Origin of the sequence: Paenibacillus faecalis (assembly GCF_900289175.1) — a bacterium.
GTDB lineage: Bacteria > Bacillota > Bacilli > Paenibacillales > Paenibacillaceae > Paenibacillus_AQ > Paenibacillus_AQ faecalis.
In genome coordinates this window covers 2,956,683-2,974,263 of record NZ_LT985747.1, presented here as the reverse complement: position 1 = coordinate 2,974,263, position 17,581 = coordinate 2,956,683, and the positions used below count along the sequence as shown (strand labels likewise).

The 17,581-nt window shown below is 37.3% G+C and carries 15 protein-coding genes, 1 tRNA gene and 4 pseudogenes; 15 read left to right on the top strand and 5 right to left on the bottom strand.

Annotated features, from left to right (window positions below):
- Window positions 1-138 precede the first annotated feature (138 nt).
- The 3 genes from C8268_RS14150 to C8268_RS14140 are packed head-to-tail and all read left to right on the top strand — an operon-like array spanning window position 139 to window position 1,346.
- Window positions 139-666, top strand: a complete 528-nt coding sequence (locus C8268_RS14150) for a TetR/AcrR family transcriptional regulator (RefSeq protein ID WP_106768269.1) — start codon at window positions 139-141, stop codon at window positions 664-666.
- Window positions 660-980, top strand: a complete 321-nt coding sequence (locus C8268_RS14145) for a DMT family transporter (RefSeq protein ID WP_106768268.1) — start codon at window positions 660-662, stop codon at window positions 978-980. Before C8268_RS14150 ends, C8268_RS14145 begins: the two co-directional genes overlap by 7 nt.
- A gap of 15 nt (window positions 981-995) precedes the next feature.
- Window positions 996-1,346, top strand: coding sequence for a DMT family transporter (locus tag C8268_RS14140; protein WP_106768267.1), 351 nt, complete (start codon window positions 996-998; stop codon window positions 1,344-1,346).
- Window positions 1,347-1,352: 6 nt separating this feature from the next.
- Here the strand turns inward: C8268_RS14140 and C8268_RS14135 are convergent, their stop codons facing one another.
- The gene (locus C8268_RS14135; protein ID WP_106768266.1) at window positions 1,353-2,108 is read right to left on the bottom strand and encodes a polysaccharide deacetylase family protein; all 756 of its coding nucleotides are present in this window, start codon (window positions 2,106-2,108) and stop codon (window positions 1,353-1,355) included.
- A 302-nt stretch (window positions 2,109-2,410) separates the two neighbouring features.
- Between C8268_RS14135 and C8268_RS14130 the strand changes: the two genes are divergently transcribed.
- The 4 genes from C8268_RS14130 (at window position 2,411) to C8268_RS14115 (ending at window position 5,501) form a co-directional block, all read left to right on the top strand.
- A tRNA-Leu gene (locus C8268_RS14130) sits at window positions 2,411-2,496 on the top strand.
- A gap of 165 nt (window positions 2,497-2,661) precedes the next feature.
- Entirely contained in the window at window positions 2,662-3,606 is a 945-nt protein-coding gene (locus C8268_RS14125) for a tyrosine-type recombinase/integrase (RefSeq protein WP_106768265.1), read from the top strand.
- Between the two features lie 703 nt (window positions 3,607-4,309).
- Entirely contained in the window at window positions 4,310-4,555 is a 246-nt protein-coding gene (locus tag C8268_RS14120; RefSeq protein ID WP_106768264.1) for a hypothetical protein, read from the top strand.
- Window positions 4,542-5,501: a reverse transcriptase family protein gene (locus tag C8268_RS14115; protein WP_106768263.1), complete on the top strand. Its 960-nt coding sequence runs from the start codon at window positions 4,542-4,544 to the stop codon at window positions 5,499-5,501. Before C8268_RS14120 ends, C8268_RS14115 begins: the two co-directional genes overlap by 14 nt.
- Before the next feature lie 91 nt (window positions 5,502-5,592).
- Here C8268_RS14115 and C8268_RS14110 read toward each other — a convergent pair.
- Both C8268_RS14110 and C8268_RS14100 read right to left on the bottom strand, forming a co-directional pair.
- Window positions 5,593-6,035 (bottom strand): annotated as a pseudogene (locus C8268_RS14110) (transposase); the annotation flags it as partial.
- A gap of 513 nt (window positions 6,036-6,548) precedes the next feature.
- On the bottom strand, window positions 6,549-6,851 hold the full coding sequence (locus C8268_RS14100) for a hypothetical protein (RefSeq protein WP_106768261.1): 303 nt from the start codon (window positions 6,849-6,851) through the stop codon (window positions 6,549-6,551).
- 1,144 nt (window positions 6,852-7,995) lie between these two features.
- Between C8268_RS14100 and C8268_RS14090 the strand changes: the two are divergent.
- From C8268_RS14090 to C8268_RS14060, 6 genes and pseudogenes are all read left to right on the top strand, one after another.
- Window positions 7,996-8,142: pseudogene (locus C8268_RS14090) on the top strand (transposase); the annotation flags it as partial.
- A gap of 22 nt (window positions 8,143-8,164) precedes the next feature.
- Window positions 8,165-8,896, top strand: a pseudogene (locus C8268_RS14085) (IS256 family transposase); the annotation flags it as partial.
- Between the two features lie 1,224 nt (window positions 8,897-10,120).
- Window positions 10,121-11,926 (top strand): hypothetical protein, encoded by a 1,806-nt coding sequence (locus tag C8268_RS14075; protein ID WP_106768257.1) that lies wholly within the window; start codon window positions 10,121-10,123, stop codon window positions 11,924-11,926.
- A 32-nt stretch (window positions 11,927-11,958) separates the two neighbouring features.
- Window positions 11,959-12,567: a hypothetical protein gene (locus tag C8268_RS14070; RefSeq protein ID WP_106768256.1), complete on the top strand. Its 609-nt coding sequence runs from the start codon at window positions 11,959-11,961 to the stop codon at window positions 12,565-12,567.
- Between the two features lie 113 nt (window positions 12,568-12,680).
- A pseudogene (locus tag C8268_RS23340) lies at window positions 12,681-12,836 on the top strand (GMP synthase (glutamine-hydrolyzing)); the annotation flags it as partial.
- 839 nt (window positions 12,837-13,675) lie between these two features.
- Window positions 13,676-14,047 (top strand): DUF4352 domain-containing protein, encoded by a 372-nt coding sequence (locus C8268_RS14060; RefSeq protein WP_106768255.1) that lies wholly within the window; start codon window positions 13,676-13,678, stop codon window positions 14,045-14,047.
- Between the two features lie 98 nt (window positions 14,048-14,145).
- Here C8268_RS14060 and C8268_RS14055 read toward each other — a convergent pair whose 3' ends face one another.
- Window positions 14,146-14,718 carry a hypothetical protein gene (locus tag C8268_RS14055; protein WP_106768254.1) on the bottom strand — a complete coding sequence of 191 codons (573 nt, stop codon included), beginning with the start codon at window positions 14,716-14,718 and terminating at the stop codon, window positions 14,146-14,148.
- A 541-nt stretch (window positions 14,719-15,259) separates the two neighbouring features.
- Between C8268_RS14055 and ung the strand changes: the two genes are divergently transcribed.
- Together ung and C8268_RS14045 are read left to right on the top strand one after the other, a co-directional pair.
- Window positions 15,260-15,946, top strand: a complete 687-nt coding sequence (ung, locus tag C8268_RS14050) for a uracil-DNA glycosylase (protein ID WP_106768253.1) — start codon at window positions 15,260-15,262, stop codon at window positions 15,944-15,946.
- Window positions 15,947-15,964: 18 nt separating this feature from the next.
- Window positions 15,965-16,360 carry a hypothetical protein gene (locus tag C8268_RS14045; RefSeq protein ID WP_106768252.1) on the top strand — a complete coding sequence of 132 codons (396 nt, stop codon included), beginning with the start codon at window positions 15,965-15,967 and terminating at the stop codon, window positions 16,358-16,360.
- A 138-nt stretch (window positions 16,361-16,498) separates the two neighbouring features.
- On the opposite strand, the gene C8268_RS14040 is transcribed toward C8268_RS14045, so the two are convergent.
- Entirely contained in the window at window positions 16,499-17,575 is a 1,077-nt protein-coding gene (locus tag C8268_RS14040) for an AI-2E family transporter (RefSeq protein ID WP_106768251.1), read from the bottom strand.
- Between the last annotated feature and the right edge of the window lie 6 nt (window positions 17,576-17,581).

The following is a 17,581-nucleotide window of genomic DNA, read 5'->3' as shown; positions in this document are numbered from 1 at the left end:
CATATCTTCATGAAGGACAGTCCAAATGGGCTGTCTTTTTTGTTAACGAATGACCTAAAAAAATGTATGAAATTTTAGATACAGATGTTATAATACCGAAGTAAACCGTCTGGACGGTATAGTCAAGGAGGGTCGGTCATGTCTACGAAAAAAAGGCTTTTGGAGGCCGCGTCTAAAATTATCATCACTCAGGGGAGTGGGGCGCTTACGTTAGAAGCCGTTGCTAGCGAGGCGGGTGTCAGTAAGGGAGGTTTGCTGTACCATTTTCCCAATAAAGAAGAGCTTATTAATGGATTGAATTTATATACGCTTGAACGTTTTCGGGACCGTATTAGGGAAGAAGTGAATCTGGGTAAAAGTTATATAGAGGCGTACGCCGAGGCTACTATGAATGATCTGTTTCAGTCCGAGTTTTTGGGCATCGATGCAAGTGTTTTGGCCGCTTCGGCTAATTACAGATCTGTACTCAAAAAATGGAATGAGGAATGTCTCCGGTTTAAAGAGGAAGTGGAGAAGCAGGGGGTTCCTTTTGAGCTAGGGATGTCATTACGACTGGCTTGTGATGGTCTTTGGTATTCTAAAATGTTCGGAATCGGGACGCTTAAAGAGGACGAGCAGAGACGGATTATCGAATATATTCTTCGACAAATCAAGGAGGTTTGTTAGTGGTTTTTTATCTTTTTTTGGCAGGGGCGATTGTGTTTGAAGTGTTCGGCGCGACGATGCTGAAGTTGTCTCACGGGTTTACTAAATTTATGCCGGCCATCGGTGTCATAGTTGGTTACACGATTGCTTTTTATCTGTTGTCCAAAGCGTTAGAGGTTCTGCCTTTAGGTCTTGCTTATGCCACATGGAGCGGTGTAGGCACGATACTCACGGTCATTATCGGGGCGCTGTTGTTTAAAGAAAAGGTGAACCGATACGCTATACTTGGCGTTGCCATACTGATTGCCGGTATTGTCATGCTTAATTTGTCTTAAGTAAAGGTGGTTTAAATAATGGGTGTTATCTACTTGGGTTTAGCAATTATACTTGAAGCGTTCGGATCTACGATGTTGAAACTTTCAGCGGGATTTACTGAGTTATGGCCTTCGATCGGTGTTGCCGCAGGCTTTCTCGGGTCTTTTCTGGCGTTGTCTTTTGCTCTAAAAAGCATTTCGTTGTCTTTCGCATACGCCACCTGGTCTGGAATCGGCACAGCTTTAACAGCCGTTATTGGGGTGCTAATATTTCAGGAGGATATGTCGTTGATGAAAGGGACTGCTCTGGTTCTTATTATTGTAGGAATTGTGATCCTGAATAAGTCCCGGAGCAGTTCGGAGGATTCTGAGTCTTCCACAGCTTAAAGGGTATTAATTAGCCTTAATATAACTTTTGGTTTGTTGCCTGAACGAAAGCAGTTCGGAGACGGTGACAAAGGAATAGCCCCTTTTTTTCAACTCAGGTAAAATAATTTCCAGGGCGTCATAGGTTTGAGAGCTGTTCAACACAAAGTCGTGCATGAGAACGATATCGCCGTTATGTGCGTTTTTCAAAACCTTGTTTACGATTTTATCCACCCCCGGCTTTTTCCAGTCTAAAGTGTCCTGATGCCAGGACCATAAAATCATGAGAAGACCGCTACTTTTTCCAAACTGTACGATCGATTCATTATAGCTGCCTCCGGGTGGCCGAAAAAGGGTTGGTTTTTCTCCGATCGTTTTGTAGATCACTTCCTGGGTTTTGGTTAGCTCTGTTGCAATAAGGCTGCCATTGATTCGCTCGAACGAGGGATGGCTGTATGAATGGTTTCCAATTTCATGGCCTTCCTCGAACTGGCGCTTAACGATTTCAGGATGCTTTTCAACACGATTGCCGACAACAAAAAAAGTGGCTTTGGCATTATGCTTTTTAAGCAGATCCAAAATCTTTGTAGTGGATTCCTGATGAGGGCCATCATCAAAGGTCAGCGCAATCACCTTCTTTGGAGTAGGAACTTCCCATACAATATCGCCGCGTTGCTCGTAATAATCACGTTTTTTGCTGAAGGTGGAAGGTGTTGCATTGACCGAAGGTGCTAGTATGGAAACGGTGATGAGAAACAGTAGAAGCAGGGAGTATTTTTTCATAATTGTAATGTCCTTTACTTTGTTATGTCGTTGACATTTTTTAATTATTGTTTGGTGCTATTTATGATTTTATTCTTAATTGCATGGATGCCTGAGCAAAAGGAAGAATTTATATACAAAATCAAAGATGGAGAAACTAATTTCATCCAACATGTTGACAACATATATCGATACATGGTATTATCATTTTTGTCGCCGCGATAAAAAATGCTTTGTCAGGCGCACAGAAACATGTTCGCTAGTCGGTTCGTAACCTATACGTTAGGGGCGAAAAAAGCGAAGCGGAAAACCCGCATTATTGTGCCGGGGTGGCGGAATTGGCAGACGCACAGGACTTAAAATCCTGCGGTAGGTGACTACCGTACCGGTTCGATCCCGGTCCTCGGCATACACTAGGAAACCTTGAGAAATCAAGGTTTTCTCCATGTAGACAATGAGTCTAAAAACTGATAGTCCTGTGTGTTTAATTAAAACGCACAGGACATCGAGAAGCTTATAATAACCTCCTTTGCAGTATCTGACTAAATCAGATGATGTGAAGGAGGTTTTCTCGTTGGTCAAGCGATTAACGAAAGTAAAGAAGACAGCACCAGCAACGTTAGAAGAAGCTTTTGCCCAATTTATAAATTGGAAAAAAGCAAACAATCTCAGTGAGCAAACAATCCTAGACTACACTACACATTTCAATCTACTTTTGAAGAGGTTTCCTTCTTCAACACAATCTTATGAGGAGCTTGAAAAAGCTTTATTTAAACACTTAGGACAGGAAGGTATTAAACCAGCTACATATAATAACCGTCTGGTCTGCCTGAGGAGTTTTTTTAAATGGTGCGTTGAACATGCGATTTTATCTGATAATCCATTAGAAGGATTTAAGAAGCGAAAGGATGAGGGTAGAGTTGTCCAGATTGATGAGAAAGTATTGAGTGATTTAATCAGGCTACCAGACCTCACAACCTATGTTGGCTTGCGAGATTATGCTTTGATATTGATATTTTTGGATACTGGTATTCGCCCAAAAGAAGCGTTTGGCTTAATGGAATCAGATTACAATAAATATGCACTTGAATTAACAGTACAGGCACAAAAAGCTAAAACAAGAACATCTCGAACACTGCATATTATGCCGCAAACAGCAAAAGCCATTGATGAATTAATTTCTGTTCGTCCAGAGGAGTGGAAAGATGCTCCACTATTTTGTACTAATGAAGGTAAACCATTAAATCGGCATACTTGGGGAGATAGAATTGAAATGTATTGTAAGAAGCTTGGGACTCAATTTCATCCTTATGCTTTGCGTCATGCTTTCTCGATCATGTTTTTACGTGGGAAGGGGAACGCTTTTGCTCTTCAAATGATGCTTGGACATGTTGATATGACCATGACAAAGAGATATGTAAGATTGACAAACAATGATCTAAAAGAACAACACTCAATAGCTTCTCCATTAAATCAAATATTGCCCCAAAAAAAGCGAATTAGGAAGATAGATAAATAAATTATCGCTGGGAATTTATCGAAGTTTCGAGATTTTTATTTGTAGTCTGTGTGATTTTCACAGCTATCTATATAGCTATATATATCAATTATTTTATGTTCTTCTGCGTTAAGAGACAATTCTAATTATCAATTAAACTGTATTACACTTGAGAGTCCATGAGTAGTTGGTCATGGACTTTTTTCTTTCTGAGACAGGTGAAATTAGGGTGTATATGCTTTTTATGAATTAAATAGACTCCTTATTAAGAAAGAAAGTGCAACGCCTTAAACAGGGGGCGAGGTCCATCTAAAGATGCGAATATTTTTTTGTCAAGAAAAGCACACACGGTATTTGATAGTTTTACACATGAACATTTGTTTTTTCTCAAAATCTAACATTTTTTTGGTTGACTATTTACTTAATTTGATAGTTTTGTTACTATGAGATTGCGATAATTGTTGAATTTCCTCCAAAACTATAATTTGCCAAACTTGGCGGTACTATTTGTCTGGTTGTATGTTTGCCGTCGCGACACAGGTTCTCAAGACATGAGCATCATGTCGAGACGTCCAACACTCATCCGACAAAATTTTAGGCTCACTCACTAAAGAGCGGAGTTTTAAAAGGTAGAGTTGACATGCCTATTTTCAACACTCTAATGTTGTGCGGAGGGGGACATGAATTCTTCATGTTCTACTAACATTAGAAAAGAGGTACCTGTATGGATAATCGTAATAGGCATAGTAAAATTATAGGACATTTAAAGAAAGTATGGAAAGCTATTGTTGTTATTGCGGGAACATTTTCTGCAATTCATCTTTTTATTAATGTCCTTGTCAGATTCTTTGAGTTTTTCCTTATAGTTTTCACTTGTTTAGTTGATCTGATGGTTTATTTTACTGAACATTTTAATACGTTTGTCAACTCTATCTTTATTTATCAAGAGGTTAGTTATGGATATAAATAATTGTAAGTTACAGAATATCAGCAACAAAAAATACTTCTCTGAATTAATTCGAATACCTCTCTCCCACTTGAAAAATGTCAGGAAATACTATACAACTGTCCCCTTTACTCAAATGACCCAAAAAAATAAGCCGAGAACTCTTTATAATCCTTCTACAGAACACAAACGTATTTTGAAAAGTATTAATAGACATTTACAAAAAATTATTATTCCTGAATACGTTATTGGTGGCGTAAAAGGAAAAAGTTACATAAACAATGGGGAGATTCATAATGGTCAATCTTTTTTTTGTCTTATTGACTTTACTGACTTTTTTCCATCTACAAATGAAAAATATGTTTACAATTTCTTTAGATATAAATTGAATAATTCAGTGGATATTGCAAAAATCTTGACACTATTAGTTACTGAAACCTCTCCTTCTACAGGAGTAGATATATTACCACAAGGTTACCCGACAAGTCCTATTCTGAGTTATTTGAGCTATCATGGGATGTTTTCAAAGTTGAAAATCTTAGCCGATGCAAATAATTATAAGTTTAGTTGTTATTATGATGATGTCACTTTCTCATCAAATACATTTATAAATAAAAATTTCAAGAAACAAGTTATTAGAGTTACTTCAGATTACGGTTTAAAAGTTCATCCTCAAAAATCTGGAATATATATATTGAAAAATGGGATAAGAATAACTGGAACAATCGTTCGAAAAGAGGGTTTGTATGCCCCTAATAAGCTACAACTTAAAATGATTAATCAATTCAAGGAATTAGAACAAAAAGCTAAAGTTTCAGCAGATCATGATGAAATTATCAGCTTAATAAATCGAGTACAAGGTACTGTATCAGCTATTAAATCTATAGAGAAAGACAGAAGCTTCCCTCATATCACTAGACGCTTGAAAGAAATAAGACACTCTTCTAAAATTAATAATATTGCAAAATAAGTCCCTCTAAATAGAGGGTCAGATTGTAGAGAAACCTACGTTTTTTCGAAACGCTAGGTTTCTCTTTCGTTTATAGTGGTATATGATTGGCGAAAGCGTCGACTTGTTCGACCATAGCCTTAGTCATATTGGACACGGTTTGTGGCGTGTAGTGATGACCATACATTTTCTCAATGAGGTCAGCGAAACTCTGTCATCGTAACGCCCTTTTGAAACATGTGGATGACAAAGGATTCAAGCGTGTCATTGGAACGCTTGTACGGAGCTACTGTTTGCTGTTTAAACTCTCCATTGCGATCTCGTGGGATGTGAAGCTGCAAGTCTCCATACTCAGTATGGAGTGTACGCGCGTATCCACCATTACGGGAATTTCCAGAATTCATCCCTATTCGGTCATATTTTTCGTAATCGAGGAATGCAGTTAATTCTGTCTCCAATAAGCGATTCATCGCCATTTCTAAGTGCTTACGAAATTTCAGTCACATCCTGTTTCGTGACTAGAGCTTGGACTAAATCTGATGTAAAATGATTCATAGGAAGACCTCTTTTCTATGGATTGTAGTGTGGTAGCTCAATTCTACAAGAAAAGGTCTTCCTTTTTTGCTATTTATCTATTTACACAAGATATTTTACGCTCTCATGTGTTGATGTTAAGTGTATAACTTTAGATTGTTCAGTAACATCTTCTATAAGTTGTTTTAGCTTATGATGAGTCGTCTCAGTTTCATTCATAGTCACACCTCATTTTTGTAAATCAGAATACTGTAATGCTTACAAATTATTGTGTCATGAAAAAGTATCTAAGATGCTCCATTGCTGATTGATCGCCCTCATCACCATAATATACTGCGTTGCATTCTTTACAATAATCCTCTTGTATTGTAACAGATATGATTTTTGAGTCTTTTGATAAAAGATATACTTCCAACTCAACATTATCAATATTATAGGATTTACAAACTTCACAGTAACTAACTCTAGGTTCAACAGTATTATTCCCTTCACAAGAGTAAGAGTTAATTATTGTATCTATTTCTTCTAAGTGTTTCATTTTTTTTTATTAAAATATCTTTCATCACACTTTGAACAAACAGCCGCAATCAATTTAACACTTTTGTAGCGATTATTATTTGTATTTAATGGCAAATCAACCTTCTGGTACAGAAGCTCAGTACCATTACACTTACAACAAAAATGAACCTCCGATTTTTTGTCACACAATGCGTTTTGTCTTTCTATAAAATTATTCAATCTCTTCTGATAATTCACTCTGTCTATCACTGAACTCATGATTTTCTCTTCGAAACTGAAAAGACTGCCCTCTCTCAATTTTCGTTTATCTTCACTCATTTTTTCCCGCTCCTTCTTTTAAAAAAGTCTCAATAAAATATCGATTCTATTGAGAATGAGCAGTTTAGTTATTCCTCATCTAGCTCATCCTCAAGCGCTTCAATTCTATCTTGTATTTCCTCTGTGTATTGGCGAAAATAGTTAAGTGATTGATGCCATTCAGGTGTATAAAGATTCAGAATTCTGCCGCCTACAGCTTGGTTCACTCTTACATTGGAATAGTTACATATATTCGATAATCCGATTTGAATGGATTGTAAGACGAAACATCAGTATCAAATCTTTCTGGCTGGTGTACAATGAGAATAATAATTTTGTAGTCTCCAGTTAGAGGAATATACTCAATATCCCAAAGTATCTCAGGTTTCCGATGACCAGATATACGCTTAGAATCATTATCTGCTTTAAAATAAGGCGGTTTTTTTCAGTAACGTAAGTCACTCCAACTTCTTTTCCAATCAGTTCAAACAGCGGAATACCTTCAGTTGAACAGGGGAAATTCAACATACTATAACCTCCATAAAAAAGTAATGGTTGAATGCTTGTCTATCCTAACTCCGCTCTTCTATATCCCTCCCTTAAAGTGCCAAAAAAAGTACTCTGTATTCCTAACTATTGACGAATAACTCTCTGTGTTCTGAAAAGAATGCAATTAGACTATCTAAAGCGAAGCTTTGGCGCAGCAGTAACCTGCACCAATCGGAACCATTTTCTATTATTTAGCAGTCTTAACCCCAAAAACAAATTCGATTTGTTTCTGGGGTTTGAATATAATCTGCTCGTTTTACTTCTTTCCTATTGCCTTTCTAGCCGAATTGTGACTTGCCTTGTGAAAAATGTTCTGATACTTCTGATCGCCAATGTACCGAACTGTTACATTTAGGCTACCTGTATATGACTCCAATAAATCATTTATCTCAGTAATCAACTCACGCACACACACTCCATAACCAACAGTTTACTGTCAGAATTTCCCTACGAGAGTATAACTTCTCTGGAAGCACGGGGTAAGTCATAGATAAAAGAAACCTTACCGAAGGAGAGTAAGGTTTCTGATGGTTTTCAAATGCCCCTGTCTTGCCTTGATGTTATGTTAAACAAGGCATCCCGTTTCACTCAACCGCGTTATTTCGTTCCGTATGGCTTCGCGGATGCTAAACAGCTCCACGGGTTTCGCTATTGCCGTTTGCGGGGACTACACAACGTGATGGAACAAGCGTTGATGACCGCTGCGGTACAGAACATGAAGAAGATCGCCCTCCATCTAGATAGAAGGGGATTAAAGGGTTAAATACCTTTTCCACCCCTGTCCGACGCTAGCTAAGCGTTATGTTTGCGTTTATATCGACGCCACTTACATTGCGGTTAAGCGTGAAACGGTTTCTAAGGAAGCTGTATATCTAGCGGTAGGTATTCGTGAAGACGGTTCAAAGGAAGTCTTAACCTACACGATTGCTCCTACCGAATCAGCTTATGTCTGGAATGAGTTGCTACAAGACGTTAAAGCCCGTGGCACAGAAGAAGTCTTGCTCTTTATTTCAGATGGCTTATCGGGGATTGTAGACGCTATCGGAAAGGTATATCTATATGCTAAGTACCAGTTATGCTGTGTCCATATTGCACGTAATATCGCGCATAAAGTACGTGTATCCGATCGAAAAAACATCTGTGAGGACTTTAAATCCGTTTACCGAGCAAAAGATGAAAAGTCAGGCAAAGCAGCACTTCAAGCCTTCTGTGACAAATGGAAATCCATCTATCCTAAAGTAACGAAGTCCCTTCAGGAGAATCCCTATATGTTTACGTTTTAAGGCTTTCCAAAATCAATCTGGAAAAGCATATACTCCACCAATTTAATCGAATCTTTCAATAAGCAGATTAAAAAATATACGAAGCGTAAAGAGCAATATCCGCATGAAGAAGCATTGGAGAAGTTTCTGGTTTCTCAGTTTGAAGGTTATAACCAGCGCTTTGCTACTCGTTGTCATATCGGCTTTGATCTAGCTCGTGCAGAACTCCAAGAGATGTTCACCACTAAAAGCTAATTCAATCTTCTACAAGAGAAGGCCTTTTTCATTTACACAAAATTATTGACGCTACCCAACACATACGAATGAAAGGCTTAAAACTATAGAAAGTTTAATGTGGAAAATAGAAAGAAAGTTAATAGATCAGAATAAAGTCTTAAGCTTGTTATCAGAGAATGAACTAATAGATCGGCTGGTAACGATGAAGTACGAACGAAGTAAAATCAAACCTTTCCACTTGGAAAGTGAAGAATATCAATTATCCACTATTAAAGCTATGTACGAAGAAGATGAATAAGCTTAATTTGATGTTATAGTATTTTGTTTCATAATGAGCAGGCACTCCGAAAAGCAACACTAATAATCTGGAGTGCCTATTTTAGGAGATATCACTTTAGTATAGTGGAGCGGATTATTACAGAGCCAGTTTTTTCGTATGACCCTGCGTATCCCGATTTGTTCGTTCTGATGATGTTTAGGCGAATATCCCCCTACCCATAAATAACTTCCGATAGGATATATTATCAGAAGTTTTAACTTCTTGTAGGTAATATAGCCCAATTTCGTATGTTATAATATGGTACAAACGTATTGGCAGCAGTGTTGCTGCTAATACAATCATGCAGCAAAGCTAATAGCAATTATTTCGGAGGGGTCTATGGTACCGATTAAATACATACACCAGAACAATAATTAGAATGTAGTCACATAATTGGATGCCTGTGATCGTTACCATTGTCATTGCAATTAACCAAAACAAAAAGAAATAGACCGCCCTCGCCAAAGGAAACGGTCTATTTGACTAAAAACCTTTAATATAAGCCACCCGCCCTTATAAGCGGCTATTGTGCAAGAGTGAAGATGTTACCAGCATCCTTGTTCTTATTTATTATATACAATAAACACTTTAAATATTGCTGTCAACGCTGTGGGACTATTATGCCAAAGAAGTGTTTTTGTACATATATCCAGAATAGGCAAAAATATAAATAACGGGAACGAAAGAATATTAGATTAGGCAAAGGCAATCAGAAGGGATATCAGTAGCGAAGCAAGGGAAAGCATCTAGGGCATCCACAGATAAATTATGATTCTTTAAGGAAAGAGCAAAAAGCAATATTAGAATCAAATTATTCTAGATGGCAACGTAAAGAGATAACAGCGGTGCAGTTTATTGAAATGCTAGGGCTAAAAAAATACATTTTATAAAATAAATGAATATAGGAAAAATAAGGAGAAGAGATGAAAAATAATATATTTTATTCTTGGCAATCTGATTTGCCTAACAATGAGAATAGAGGATTTATTGAATCTTGTATATCGGCATCGATAAAAGAATTAAGTAAGACCAAAGAATTTCAATTGGATATAAATTTAGATAGAGATACAAAAAATGAGTTAGGAACGCCTGATATAGTAAATACTATTTTTTCGAAAATAGAGAAATCAAAAATATTTATTGCAGATATTAGCATAATAAATGGTAATTCTAATGGAAGAAAAACGCCTAATCCAAACGTGCTTCTGGAATTAGGTTATGCAGCAAAAGTATTGGGCTGGGAAAAAATAATCTGCATATTCAATACGGACTATGGTGATTTTGATGATTTACCCTTTGATTTACGATTTAGAAGACCACTTAGTTACAGCTTGAAGGGGAAAGTAAAATCAGAAACTAAAAAATTTATTGTTAAAGTAATCAGTCAAACAATTCAGGAACTACATATAAAAGGTTTACTTGATGATGGTATTAATGATTATTTCAAAATGCAAGTAGATACACAAGTTCTATCAATTTTAGGTCACTTGAGTAAAATAGTATATGGTTATGAAAAGAAAAAGTTTGATTCTTATAAAACTTTAATAAATTTAAAATACGATGATATATTACAGTTATTAAGTAAAAGGAAATACATTGGGTTTCAAGTATATAAGAAATTTGAACCCATTGGAAAAGAGCTGAAGAATTTATTAGACAGCTTTACTTCTACTTATTTCAATAAGGAAATAGGCATAGCCATTGTTAATTTTATTCAATGGATTGATAGGTTTGATAAGGTTAATAGTCTAAGGCTGTCACCTGATTTATTTATTAGTTCTCACGAGAAAGTTAAAGGGTATAAGACGATTTACGCACCAGAAATGAATCCAAATAATAAAGATAGCTATTTGTTGTTAAAAGAGTTGAATGATAAAGACGGACAAGTTGTAGACTTTGGAAAATTCCAAGAAATACAAAAAATTGATGCAATGCTTAATTATGTTTATTTAAATGAAAAGTATTCAGAGATATATGCAAATTTAATATTGGAGATAATAGAGCTTGCCTGGAAATGGATTGACAACACAAACAAAGAATTAATTGTTGATAATATAAATCATTTTGAGACAAGTAGTGTTGTACTTCCTCCTCAGAAAATAAAGAATGCCCTGAGTAAGAAAAATACCTCAATAAAAGATGATATCTCAGCGCTATTAAAATCCAGGTTTAATTTTGATTATGGTGATATAGTACAGATTAATGCATTCCTACATTTTTTTCGCCAAGGGTTTATTATTGATAATCAACAAAAAATGGTAGAAAATATTCAACGAAGACTAAAGGGAAAGATAAAATTAAACAGTGCTTTTTCTATTCTCCCCTTGGAGGATGAATTTGGAATTAACCAAGTGTTATCGGAAACAGTAAGGCAAAGGGGTCTCGAAAATCTTAATAGCATTCGACAAGGTTATTTTAACGTTGATTATATATATGTTACTCATAAGTATGGAAATGCGATAGACGCTTTACTACGATTAATAGAAAATCAATCATTGGAAGGAAAGGCAAGAGAATTACTTTGGAAAATAGTTAAGGATAGTCAGAATAATTTACTCCACCATTTAATTGAGCCTCTGAGGGAATTTATTGTTGAATCCTCAAAAATGAATTATGGTAATTCTCTGAATATTGTTAGTTTAATCGATGAGTTTAACAAGATTAGGATTTATCATGAAAAAGACATTAATTGTTTTATAAGCGAAGTTAGACATTTAATTGTGGATTAAAGAAATTATTCCTAGGGAGGAAAAAGTGAAATATGCATTTTAATAAAGTGAATTGGTATGAAATTATAGAGTTAAGTTATCTTGAGGATTTAAAGATACTATTTGATGAGACTCAACGAATGTGGAGGAGCAATTTGAATGAAATAGGTGAAGAAATCGAGAGACTTGATGAAAGCGATAGAGATGAGTATGTCGATCATCATTATGATACTATAGTTCAAATGAGAGAAACACTGCCTAGAATCACAAATAATTCCATATTAACGAATATTTATTCTTTCTTTGAAGCTAATTTAATTGATTTTTATAATGAGGTAAAAAGAAAACTTGTTAGCGACATTAGTGCTAAGCACTTAACAGATAAGCTTCATTTCATAAATGAAAGTTGCACCACTGCTGTTATTACAGAAAATGAAATTATTCAACTTGATTTTATTAGAGAACTTCGGAATAGAATAATGCATAGTAAAGGTCTTATTGAAAACAATTTTGCAGAACTCGCAAAAAGAATTGAAGAATGCCCTAAGATAACAACATCTGACCGAAAGGAACTAATCATTAGCAATGATTTTATAAGTGATACATTTGAACTTGTCGAAGATGTTTTAAGAAATTTAAATAGTAATATTAAAAATTTATAAATAATAACTATTTTACATTTAAATTTATTAGCTCTTGAAAAAAAACATGTTTCACTAGCTACAATTGATATACAAAAATAGCGCGATAATTGAATAGTAATTTACTCTATGCCCGTACGTATTTCTATACGGTTGGTATCCGTGCAGTAACGTCCATCGACGGTATGACCACCGACTGGGCGCGTATTCCATGGGGCGTGCTTGAGAAGATCTCCGTGCGCATCTTTAACGAAGTGGACAACGTAAACCGCGTTGTATATCTGCAGTAATTATTGAATTGTCTGCTTTTTTACGTTCATCAAGTATACCTATTGTATTATATCAGCTTGTTAATATAGATTGGGTGTAGTAAAGTAATACATGTAGACACTCAGGATTCTTATTAGCAGGCTATTGAAAATTGTAAAATCCTGTTGGTTTAATTCATGCAGATACTGCAAAACGTTGATATTATAAGCTTTCTAGGTGATGCAATGACGCACAGGACTTAAAATCCTGCGGTAGGTGACTACCGTACCGGTTCGATCCCGGTCCTCGGCATAATAAGAAAAATGCGGTCACATCAACGTTAAATTAGCGTGAATAAGCGGGAGGTCCTGCGTATCTGTATCGGAGTTATTTGCAGGTACACATGATTCGCGAGAAGTACACGGAGACGCCACCGAAAGGGAGGCGTTTTTGTTTTGGCTAGATTGCGACTGCGGAAACATCAGAAACTAGAGGGGCTGAACAGGCTCGATATCTTAGTGGAATTCTTCATACAGACAATACATTAATGATCAGTCGGTTGCAGGTGCCGCATACGAAGGTAACGAAGATTTAGCGAAGGGACGAACCTATTGAATGGAGACATTACGGATAATAGCGAAATAGAATGAATAATTTGCGCCCACTGTGGAATTAATAGAGACTTCGTTAGTGGCGCTTTTTCTTTGCTTATAGTGACCGCTTGCTTTGTGGTACTATTTAGGGGATTGGAGGGGCCTGTTTATGAGTTAAATTTACGAAGAAAGACATTTTAATCGGCGGCATAGTATTATTAGTTTTAGCCGCGTTAGTCATAGGTCTTACGACATATTCAAATGGTAAGCGCGTACCAGTATCGGCGATGCGCGAAATTACTATCGGTGATACTTTTAATAACGGTAACTTTGCATACACAATATTAGATGCAAAACGCGAAGGAGATATCGTCACAGTTAAAGCACAAGCAAAAAACATCGCCAAAAAGGCAGAAACTCTTTATAATGGATCGATGAAGTTGCGTGATTCCGAGAGCAATACGTACGGCCATCGGAGCGACGGCCTATCAGTGAGTAAGATTAACCCCGGAATAGAGACGCAGGGGGAAATTACATTTGAAGTTCCGGAGGATGCAAACGGTCTTAAGGCTGCCGTCAATACAGATGGTATTCAAAACGCTATAGATAACGCGTTAGGGAATGACGTTAGTTACGTAATTATAGATATTGGATTATAACAATGGGTAGTGGTAATTAAGTGGTTTGACGAATTGAGCGAAGAATAAAAATAGCGCCCACTTGCGGAGTTGTTTCCGTGGGGGGGCGCATTTTTTGTTTATTGAACAACAAAACCGTCTGGTAATGGGTATGCGTCAAACAATTCTGTTACTTTATCGCTAATAGCTTTAGCGTCTTTATACGGGCCATCAACTCGCTTACCTACCAAGTAATATGTTTGTATGATTGCCGATTCCGTTTTAATAAATAGGTATTCACGTGAGTCTCGTATACTCTCTATATATTTTGTTGCCGGGTCACTAGGTGTGGTGTCAAAGCTATCTATTTTCGCGAAAATATCAAGATAGGCAGCGCATGTGTCAAAAATGTCTTGAGGTGTTCTAACACTTTCATATTTAGATGCTATACTTCTAAATTCGTCAATCAATAATATTACTTCTTCTATTCTTTTTATTTCAGTATTTACTTCGGTTAGTTTAGACCTAATATCAGGGTCTTCTTTGACCTCAAGTGCCTTTGAATAGACTGCCGCGGATGATATGTATTCTTCGCCGTTATAATGACGGTTTGCTTGTTCTACGAGACTGTCGAACTCCGCATCCTTATTTGAACAACCTCCCAAAATAATCAATAAGATAGATGCTACGATAAGATACTTTTTATAGTTCATCTTGCGTAGATAACCTCCATTACTATTTTCCTTATATTACCACGGAAGCAGTTCGATAGTCATCTTTATTCCCCGGAAGATACCAATACATCCTCACACTTGGGCTGTTTATAAATATTCATTTTGTATTTAGAATGCTCTAATATTTCCACGACATATCTTTGTTTCGGTAGAGCTTTCCTTCGCATTGTTTTATTCACCATATTCCAAAGCTATTTTCTATATTCAGTGATGTAATAACTGCGGTAAGTGATTAACGAACTGGTTTGAACCTTTTCTTTCACACTATAATAAATAAGAATCTTTACCTTTGGGGGATCACCCAGACCTACAATGCACCTTAACTCAAACTATAAATGAAAAGGTTTTTCATCGGATTTCCAACACGTAATCTAATAGTAATAGAAAAGTAATACAATTGTCGCTAAACGTACTTAAAGAAACGGCTTCCTGTGCAGGAAGTTGGTTTATTTTTTGGTGAAAAAAGTGTAATATTTTTATACATCTATTATATTTGATAGTCTGCTAGGAGGAAACAACTGTGTTTGATAACGATTGGGACTTGCATCTGCAAGAAGAGATAGAAAAGCCTTATTTCGGACAGCTGAGAATAACGATGGCAAGAGAGTATCGGGATTATACCGTTTATCCGCCTAAAGAAGATATTTTCCGTGCATTGAAACAGACGTCATACAAAGATACAAAGGTTGTTATTTTAGGGCAAGATCCATATCATGGCTACGGGCAGGCGGAAGGGCTCAGTTTTTCTGTTAAACCGGGCGTGAAAATCCCCCCGTCTTTATTGAATATTTATAAAGAGCTTAGAGAGGATCTAGGAGTTCCTTTTCCTCCGCATGGATCATTAATGCATTGGGCAAACCAAGGCGTGCTGCTTCTCAATGCCGTTCTGACCGTTCGGGAAGGACAACCGAATTCGCATAAATCGCTAGGATGGGAACAATTTACAGATGCTGTGATTTCAAAATTGAATGAACGTGAAACCCCGATGGTATTTATGCTATGGGGTAGCTATGCGCAAAAAAAAGGAGCTATCATTGATCGGACAAGACATAAAGTGCTTCAGTCCAGTCACCCAAGTCCTTTGGCGGCACATAGAGGGTTTTTCGGAAGTCGTCCATTTTCAGCTGCTAACGCATTTTTAATGGAGCAGGGCATTGAACCGGTGGACTGGAATATTTCCAGCTTATCGGCCGCGGAAAGGAAATAGTCCGGGAGGTGGGCCAGGGTGAGGCATTGGATTGGTCGTCGGGTTGTTGTACAGCGTCATGACGGTACAAAATCCTCTGTTGAAGGTATATTGAAAATATGGGACAGTGTCCAGGAAAGATTAGTTTTGGCACCTGGAGATGTCGTTGTACCTTTTCACGCTATAGCAAAGATCGAAAGAGCGGATCATTCTCCGTCCTTGAACAGTATTGGCTATAAGATCAATCATTCCATACAGTTTGATAATGCTGTATATTTTGGCTCACATGTTATGGTATGGAGAGGGAATTCTTTAGCAGCATATCAAGCGATACTGACGGCACATGATGCAGAAACCGTTACGTTGTCAGATGGGACGCGTTTGCGCAAAGATGAATACATCTTTGTGGTGCGCTCCTTGCGCGGAAGAGTCTGAAATTTCTAATCGGTTCTTGGTTAAAGAAACGCTATCCATTCTTTGCAGGATGAGCGTTTCTTTTTTTTGAAAGCCAAGGGAAATAAGACAAAGCCGCCCTGTGGACAGGACGGCGAGAACATTTTTCATGTATAATGATTATGCATTTTCCACCTTTTCGGCAAGAAAGAGCTCGTACACCCGAACGACGATAATTTTAAGAACCATATAGGCAGGGATAGCTAGCAGAACCCCGAGTATGCCGTAAAGATCTCCACCGACAAGCAAGAGAACGATTGTAGTTAACGGATGAATATCGAGTTGTTTGCCGTAAATGAGCGGCCCCAAAATATTATCCTGAATTTGCTGTGCAATAAGGATTACGACTACTGACCAGATCGCAATCATAGGGGACTCAATAAAGCCGACAATGACCACTGGAATGGATGCGAGAAAAGCCCCGATGTATGGTATGAAATTCAGGAAAAATGAAATTACGGTAAGAAGCAAGGAATACGGTAGCCCAATGATCAAAAAACCGATATATATCATGACACAAAGAATCAAGTTAAGAACCACTCTCCCGATGATAAAATTGCTTAGCGCGCTATCAATATCACTAAGCACCTCTTGTCCGTCCTTACGGAAGCGTCTCGGCAGACAACTAAGAAGCTTTGGAGGAAGCTTGCTGCCCTCCTTTAGCATGAAATAAAGAACGATCGGAACAGTTGCGATGATGACAACGACACCGGATATTACGGAAATGAAGTTGCTGATCGAGTTGCTGATCCAGGCTATAGCCTGATTTACATATTCCATCGTACGGTTATAGAGCTCGGATTCCGATGGAATAAAGCGGGACCAGAACGGATTTTGCTGAAGTTGGTTCACTTGCTGCTGTATATCTTCGACGAGAAAAGGAGCATTGATGATAAAATTTTCAATCTGCTCTTTTAAGGTCGGCCACACGACAACGATAAAAATGGCAAACAGGCCGATAAACACAAAATAAATCATAAATACACCGATGGATCGTTTGATCTTTCGTCGTTCAAGATAGTCGATGAGCGGTCGCAGTAAATAGTAGAAGAATCCGGCAATCACAACCGGGATGAGAAGGATATTGAATAACGATAGGATCGGTTTGAATAAGAAACTGACCTCCGTACCCAGGTAAATGATTAACAGTAGTGCAATAATACCAAGACAGGTTCGAAAAAACTTACTCTGCATCATATGACG

What these genes read in the sequence shown, in the direction of transcription:
- C8268_RS14150 (WP_106768269.1), top strand. Translation starts at nt 139, where the DNA reads ATGTCTACGAAAAAAAGGCTTTTGGAGGCCGCGTCTAAAATTATCATC.
- C8268_RS14060 (WP_106768255.1), top strand. Translation starts at nt 13,676, where the DNA reads ATGCGCGAAATTACTATCGGTGATACTTTTAATAACGGTAACTTTGCA.
- C8268_RS14040 (WP_106768251.1), bottom strand. Translation starts at nt 17,575, where the DNA reads ATGATGCAGAGTAAGTTTTTTCGAACCTGTCTTGGTATTATTGCACTA.
- C8268_RS14115 (WP_106768263.1), top strand. Translation starts at nt 4,542, where the DNA reads ATGGATATAAATAATTGTAAGTTACAGAATATCAGCAACAAAAAATAC.
- C8268_RS14055 (WP_106768254.1), bottom strand. Translation starts at nt 14,718, where the DNA reads ATGAACTATAAAAAGTATCTTATCGTAGCATCTATCTTATTGATTATT.
- C8268_RS14100 (WP_106768261.1), bottom strand. Translation starts at nt 6,851, where the DNA reads ATGAGTGAAGATAAACGAAAATTGAGAGAGGGCAGTCTTTTCAGTTTC.
- C8268_RS14120 (WP_106768264.1), top strand. Translation starts at nt 4,310, where the DNA reads ATGGATAATCGTAATAGGCATAGTAAAATTATAGGACATTTAAAGAAA.
- C8268_RS14135 (WP_106768266.1), bottom strand. Translation starts at nt 2,108, where the DNA reads ATGAAAAAATACTCCCTGCTTCTACTGTTTCTCATCACCGTTTCCATA.
- C8268_RS14075 (WP_106768257.1), top strand. Translation starts at nt 10,121, where the DNA reads ATGAAAAATAATATATTTTATTCTTGGCAATCTGATTTGCCTAACAAT.
- C8268_RS14070 (WP_106768256.1), top strand. Translation starts at nt 11,959, where the DNA reads ATGCATTTTAATAAAGTGAATTGGTATGAAATTATAGAGTTAAGTTAT.